This window comes from Kocuria coralli, assembly GCF_008831305.1.
GTDB classification, from domain to species: domain Bacteria; phylum Actinomycetota; class Actinomycetes; order Actinomycetales; family Micrococcaceae; genus Kocuria; species Kocuria coralli.
Genome location: NZ_ML708614.1, coordinates 201,038 through 207,919 on the forward strand (window position 1 = coordinate 201,038; position 6,882 = coordinate 207,919).

5 protein-coding genes are annotated in these 6,882 nt (G+C 67.4%); 3 read left to right on the plus strand and 2 right to left on the minus strand.

What is annotated here, in order from left to right; genetic code table 11:
- Window positions 1-15: 15 nt before the first annotated feature.
- On the minus strand, window positions 16-600 hold the full coding sequence (locus FCK90_RS06140) for a TetR/AcrR family transcriptional regulator (protein ID WP_158033412.1): 585 nt from the start codon (window positions 598-600) through the stop codon (window positions 16-18).
- Between the two features lie 125 nt (window positions 601-725).
- The gene (locus tag FCK90_RS06145; protein ID WP_158033413.1) at window positions 726-2,969 is read right to left on the minus strand and encodes an HAD-IB family hydrolase; all 2,244 of its coding nucleotides are present in this window, start codon (window positions 2,967-2,969) and stop codon (window positions 726-728) included.
- Between the two features lie 329 nt (window positions 2,970-3,298).
- Here FCK90_RS06145 and FCK90_RS06150 point away from each other — a divergent pair, with 329 nt between their 5' ends.
- The 3 genes from FCK90_RS06150 to FCK90_RS06160 all read left to right on the plus strand — a co-directional run bounded on the left by FCK90_RS06150 (window position 3,299) and on the right by FCK90_RS06160 (window position 6,747).
- The gene (locus FCK90_RS06150) at window positions 3,299-4,084 is read left to right on the plus strand and encodes an SDR family NAD(P)-dependent oxidoreductase (RefSeq protein ID WP_158033414.1); all 786 of its coding nucleotides are present in this window, start codon (window positions 3,299-3,301) and stop codon (window positions 4,082-4,084) included.
- Window positions 4,081-4,926, plus strand: a complete 846-nt coding sequence (locus FCK90_RS06155) for a lysophospholipid acyltransferase family protein (protein ID WP_158033415.1) — start codon at window positions 4,081-4,083, stop codon at window positions 4,924-4,926. The genes FCK90_RS06150 and FCK90_RS06155 overlap by 4 nt, the downstream gene beginning before the upstream one ends.
- A gap of 93 nt (window positions 4,927-5,019) precedes the next feature.
- Window positions 5,020-6,747, plus strand: a complete 1,728-nt coding sequence (locus tag FCK90_RS06160) for an FAD-binding oxidoreductase (protein WP_158033416.1) — start codon at window positions 5,020-5,022, stop codon at window positions 6,745-6,747.
- Window positions 6,748-6,882 lie beyond the last annotated feature (135 nt).

Genomic DNA, 6,882 nt, shown 5'->3' on the forward strand with positions numbered 1-6,882 from the left:
GACGCCCCTGGAGACTCACCCCACGGAGCGCATCAGCGTGTCCCGGACCCGCTCCGCCCAGGTCTCGTCGAGGTGCCCTTCGCGAGCCAGGTGCGCGTAGGCGGAACCGAGCAGGAAATCCACGACGACGCCGAGGTCCGTGCCGGGATCCATCCCGCCGGCGTCGATCTGCAGCTGCAGGAGCTCCAGGATCTGTTCCATCCGCGGGCGCACGAGGTGGCGGCGCAGGATCCGGGAGGTCTCCGAGTTGGGCTCCGTCAGCAGCGTGACCGCGATCCCCGTCCCGAGGTCCTGGATGAGCACCCGCAAGGCGGTGTCCAGGGCGCGCGTCCAGTCATCCTGCGTCCAGGCCTGCCGGTCCAGGTCCAGGGGCTTGGGGGCCAGGTTCTGCTGCGACCGGGCGAGCACATCGTCGACCATCGCGTCGGAGTTGGCGTAACGGCGGTAGATCGATGTCTTGGCCACCCCGGATTCGGCCGCGACCGCCTCGATGGACAGGCGGTTGGGCCCTTCCCGGGTGAGGATCCCGAGGACGGCCGCGGTGATCTTCCGGTCCGTGGTCACCGTGCGCGGGTCGGGGGCGGCGGTCGAATCGTTCATGGGCTCACGCCTGCGCGTCGAGCGGCCCCGGCACCGTGCGGGGGCGGAGCTGGTCAGCGTCCAGTACCGCCCGGCGTACTCGTGCCGGGGTGCTCGCGAACTCGTCGGTCTCTGGGGCCATGGGGTCAGTGCCGCTTCCAGTCCTCGATCGGCCAGTGGCTGCGCTTGGCCAGGCGGTAGAGGGGGATGTCGGGGTTGACGGCGTACGGGTGGCCCACTAGCCCCAGCCAGGAGGCATCCGCCACCGAGTCGCCGTAACCGAAGGAGCGGGAGAGGTCGAAGCCGTTGTCCTCCGCGTACTTCTTCAGCCACTGGGCGCGCGCCTCGTCGACCAGGGGCGGTGTGGCCAGATAACCGGTCAGGACACCGTCCCGCTCCACCATGGATCCGGCGATGACCTCGTCGAAGAGGTCGGCCACCGGGGAGATCAGCAGGTCCAGGGACCCGGTGACCAGGACCGTGCGATGTCCTGCTGCGCGGTGCTCCTCGATCCGGGCCAGTGCGCCGGGCTTGAGCACCTTGAGCATCTCCTCGCCCAGCTTGCCGTCCATGGCCGCGCGGAGCTTGGCCACCGGGATGCCCTCGTATCGACGCATGAAGGCCCGCACGAACTCGCCCCGGTCACGACGCTCCGCCTTCAGGTAGGTGGGCGTCGTGCGGACCGCGTCCAGCAGATCGGCCGGCCGCTTCGCCGCGGGCAGCACCCGGCGCTGCACCGCGAAGTACTGGGAGACCACCGTGGAGTCGAGCACGGTGCCCTCGAGGTCGAAGATCGCCACGACGTCGGTGGCGGGCTTCAGCTTCTTCCGGGGCCTCTGGGAACGGCGGGCACGAGCCGAGGACGCCCGCGAGTAGGCGCGGGTCATCTCCGTCAGCGCGGGAAGGTGGATCGCCTGCCAGTAGGTCTTCCAGTCGATGTCGCGGGGGTCGAAGGTCCGGTCCTCGGGCGTGCCCTCGGGCAGCGAGGCGTTCAGCGCACGGGTGTTGGTGTCGTCGAAGACCATCTCGGTACGCGTGTAGTTCTGGTAGAGGTCCACGTAGGTCCGTAGCGACCCCAGGCCGGACTGCACCTTGTGCAGGGAGTTGGTCCATTCCAGCGTGCGCCTGGTGGACGGCAGCAGGGCGCTGACCCGCCCGCCCCACTCGGCCAGCTTCTCCTTGCCGGCCAGGGTCCGCACCACGGCGTTGTTGGCCGGGAACTTCCACTCGGGCACGACCACGGGCTTGCCGTCCGCGCCTTCCACCGGGTTCTCCAGGAAGTACTCGCGCACGAAGCCGTACATCTCGTGGAACGGCTCCGGGTTCGATGCTCCCGAGCAGATCTGGTAGTAGTCGGCTTGCTCGCGATCGCCTCCCGCTTCGCCGCGGTGCCCGTTGACCACCAGCGCGGTGATGGCATTGACGACGAAATCCACGGGGATCACGTCGAGCACCGAATCCGGCAGCCCCGGGAACTCGGGGAGGGCGCCCTTGGCGTAGGCCATGATCAGGGGGTCCGCCACCTTGTAGCCGTCGATCCACCCGGGATGCGGGTGGCGCAGTGCGGACTCGATGATCGCCGGACGCACCACGGACAGGCGGTGGCCGCTGCCGCCCCACAGGTCCTCCGCCACCCGTTCGCCCATGGCCTTGGTGAAGGTGTAGATGTCCGTCCAGCCAAGGGATTGAGCCCTGGTGCGCCCGAGGTCCACCAGGCGCTGCGTGATCCACGCGGTACGCTCCGTCTCGGCGCTCTGCGCCACCGACTTCGGGCCGCGTTTGCCGCTGGTGCGCGTGGCCGACTGGATGAACGAGTCGAGCTGCTCCGGCGTACGCGTCGCCAGCTCCGCCTCCTCGCGGGCAGCCACCGCGTAATCGAACTCGCGGCGCCAGTCGACATCGTGATCGATGGGCGCCTCGGGCCTCAGGCCCTTCGCGATGCCGCCCACGTAGCAGGTGGACACGTGGACGACGTGCGGGTCCTGCCCCGATGCCAGCAGGGCCTCGTACAGGCTCAGCGCACCGCCCACGTTGGTCGTGAACGCCTCATCGATCGGCGGATCGAAGGAGACCGTGGAGGCCGAGTGCACCACGACGTCGAAAGGCTGGTCGATGCCCTTCAGCGCCGCGAGGTCCCCCTCCAGGACGTCGGTGCGCTCCTGGAAGATCCGCTTGGCCTCGTCGTCGCCCACCCGCTCCCGCCAGGCCTTGAACACGGGCTTGCGGAAGAGCTGGTCCAGCCGGGTCCGGGCGGTGATCTCCCCCTTCGGACGGATCACAGCGGTGATGTGCACGTTGTCCTCTGATGAGAGCAAGCGCTCCATCACAGCCTGCCCCAGGAATCCGGTAGCGCCCGTCAGCAGGACTCGCTTCGTAGTGGTCTCAGACAACGGTTCTCCTCATGCCCGCTCCGGGGCGGTTTGTCGGCACCCGCCGCTCTAGGCGGCGCGCTCCGGCTCTGCTTCATGGTCATGGATGGCGGTGAATCGTCTCATCGTTTCCTGAGCGCGGTCCATGGCCTCGGTTCACGTTCGGTTCGGGAATGTTCTTCAGGATCTCACGACGACGCTCTCGAGCGCCTCCGCTGCACCCCTGGGCCCGGTCACGACGTCTCCGATGGATACGGCCGGATGGGCCGCTCGATACCAGATGGGTCACGTGCCGTCCCGGAGCGGATCCGCCCGTTACGCTACGCCTACCGTAGTGTACCGTGGTCCCCATGTTCACCGCTTTGATCACGGGAGGGACCTCGGGGATCGGCGCCGCATTCGCGAAGGCGCTGGCTCGCCGAGGTCTGAACCTCGTTCTGGTAGCCCGGGACGAGACCAGGCTTCAGGAAGTCGCGGCAGGTCTACGGGACCGGTACCGCATCGAGGTCGAGACGATTGCCGCCGACCTCGGCGACCAGGAGGAGGTCGCCCGCGTCGCGACGCGCATCGAGCACCCCGACCATCCGGTGGACATCCTGATCAACAACGCGGGCTTCTCGGTCAAGGGTGCGATCTCCGCTCCGGACCATCGGCTTCATGACGCGGGCTTCGACGTCATGTGCCGGGCCGTCATGGTGCTCTCCTCTGCTGCGGCGCGGGCCATGACCCCACGTGGCCGCGGCTGGATCCTGAATGTGTCCTCGGTGGCCGGCGAGGTCGCCATGGGCCCGTACTCGGCCATCAAGTCCTGGACCACGACCTTCACGGAGTCCCTGGCCGTCGAGCTCAGGGGAACCGGCGTGCACGTCACCGCGCTTCTTCCCGGCTGGGTGCGCACGGAGTTCCATTCGCGTGCGGGCATCAGCGGCTCGTCCATCCCGAGCTGGCTCTGGCTCGACGCCGACAAGCTGGTGGAGGAGGCCCTCAAGGACGTCTCCCGCGGGAAGACGCTGTCGATCCCCACGCTTCGATACAAGGCCCTCATGTGCGTGGTCAAGTACGCACCGCGCTCCGGAATCCGCCTGGCTTCCGGATGGCTCAACGGCGCACGCGCCCGGGAGAAGGCACAGCCATGACAGAACATGACAAGTCCCCGGCCACGGACCGGTTCAAGGCGATCGCAGCGCGGCGGCACCGGGAACCGTCCGAGCCCGCTCCGCCGGTCCTCGAGAGCATCGACGCTCACGGAGCTCCTCCGGAGGATCACGGCCCCACGCCCGTAGCCCCGCCCGCCGAATCAGCGCAGATCGGACTGGAGCATTTCACGGACCCTGGCCGGCGAAGGATGCGGGCGATCGCCCGGGGGATCTTCTTCAACGGACTGGTCGACCGCACCATCCGCCGCCGCGTGGAGCGCAAGCCGGGAGCCGAGAGCCTTCGCGGCGCCTGCGTGGTCGTGGCCAACCACTCCAGCCACCTGGATGCGCCCCTGGTCATGAGCTCCCTGCCGGTCAATCTGCGGCAGAGCGTGGCGACCGGCGTGGCCGCCGACTACTTCTTCACCACGTGGTACAAGAAGCTGTTCACCCAGCTGCTCTTCAACGCCTTCCCCATCGACCGCACGGGCACGGGCGAGAACCGGGGGCTATCCCGCAAGCTGCTCGCCGCGGGAATCCCGGTACTGGTCTTTCCCGAGGGCACGCGGTCCAAGGACGGGCGCATGCGTGATTTCAAGGTCGGCGCTGCCGCCCTGGCCTCCTCGATCAAGGTTCCGGTCCTGCCGGTGGCCCTGATCGGCGCGCATGAGGCCATGCCCCGGGACACGTCCTGGCCGCGCAGGGGTCGTCCGCCCGTCGTCGTCGCCATCGGCGAGCCGCTGTATGCACGCAAGAACGAATCGACCGTGGCCTTCAACGATCGCATTCAGGCCACGGTGCGCTCCTTGTATCGCGAGTACCGACCGCTGATCGACGGCTGACCGCTCCGGGCGCATCGCTACCCGTTTTCCTCGCGGTCGCAACGCGCCCCGCGCGTAGAGTCGCCGGATGAACCGTATGGAAAAGAGGTAGCAGTGCCAAACGTCAAGCATCAGAAATGGTGGGGCTGGGGCGAGGAGAACGTCTTCTTCACCTGGGAGAACAAACCGGCTTTCGCCCCCCTGGTGAAGCGCGCCGTGGGGATCGACCTGCGCCCCCGCCAACGCGACACCGTGGACTTCGCCACCGCTGATGTCCCGGGGTCGCAGATCTCCGACGACGACCTGCAGGCCCTGCGCGAGATCGTGGGGGCCACCCACACCGTGCTCGACGACGAGCTGCGCATCGTGCACTGGGCGGGGAAGTCCGTCACCGACATCATCAAGACGCTCCAGAACCGCTTCGAACGCGTCCCCGACGCCGTGGTCTACCCCGGCTCGGAAGACGAGGTCCAGGCCCTGGTCAAAGCCGCGGTCGAGCGGGATCTCGTGCTGATCCCCTTCGGCGGCGGCTCCAGCATCTCCCGCAGCCTCCAGCCACGCCCCGAAGAGACCAGGACCGTGGTCTCCGTCAATCTGGGACGTCTCAACCAGGTCCTCGAGATCGATGAGGTCTCCGGCCTGGCCCGCATTCAGGCCGGAGTTCTCGGCCCGGACATGGAGGAGCAGCTCAACGGCCGCGGCTGGACCCTGGGACATTTCCCGGACTCGTTCAACCACTCGACCCTGGGCGGCTGGGCAGCCACCCGCTCCTCCGGCATGCAGTCGGATAAATACGGCGATATCGCCGACATCATCCGGGGCATGAACGCGGTGCGTCCCGGCGGTGTGGTCAAGCTGCGGCCCTTGCCGTCGACCTCCACCGGTCCGTCCTTGCGCGAGATGTTCATCGGCTCGGAAGGGCGCCTGGGCATTATCACCGAGCTGTGGGTCCAGGTGCATCGCATAGCCGAGCACCGCGAGGTGATCGCCTACATGTTCCCCACCTGGCAGCAGGGCCTCACGGCCATGCGCCTGATCCACGAGGCCGAGGTCCACACGACCTTCGCCCGGATCTCCGACGCCCGCGAGACCGAGTTCTCCCTGGCAACGCAGAAGGCCCCCACCTCGCTGAAGAAGACCGTGGCCGCCAAGGGCCAGGACGCCCTCTGGGCCGTGATGCGCCGCCGCGGGTGGGATACCTCGGCCATGTGCATCGCCTACGTCTGCTTCGAGGGCGCCAAGGACGACGTCGCTCGGAAGAAGAAGGTCGTTGCTGGCATCGTCAAGAAACAGGGCGCTCTCACCCTGGGGTCAGGGCCTGGTGCCCTGTACGACCAGAAGAAGTTCGACACCCCGTACCTTCGGGACTTCCTTCTCGAGCAGGGCGTGATCGGCGATGTCTCCGAGACGGCGGCCCCCTGGGCGAGACTGACCACCGTTCACAAGAACGTCTACGAGGCGGCCCAGTCGGCCTTCGACGAGCTCGGCAAGACCGGCTGGATCATGAGCCACATGTCGCACTCCTACCACTCGGGGGCATGCCTCTACTTCACCTTCGCCTTCGAGTTCACCGAAGACGTCGATCGCGAGTACGCACTGGTCAAGACCCGCATTCAGCAGGCTTTCATCGACGCCGGTGGCACTCTGTCCCATCACCACGGCGTGGGGGCCGAGCACAGCCCCTGGATGGAGCAGGACGTCTCACCCGAAGGTGTTGAACTCATGCGCGGGCTGTTCAGGACCGCCGATCCGGGAGAGAACTTCAATCCGGGTAAGGTCCTGGATTCGCCGGACACCCTTTTCAAGGTCTTGGGTTCCGAAGGTTCGGGTCAGGAGCAGTAGAACCCGGAGTTCTGCCCACCCACCCGATAGGCATAGGAAAAGCCGCCCCCGTCGGGGGCGGCTTTTCCAGTAGCTTGTTTTTATACCCGGCATCACTCGGTCTGATGGGACTGCTGCACGGAGAGGTGTCACATC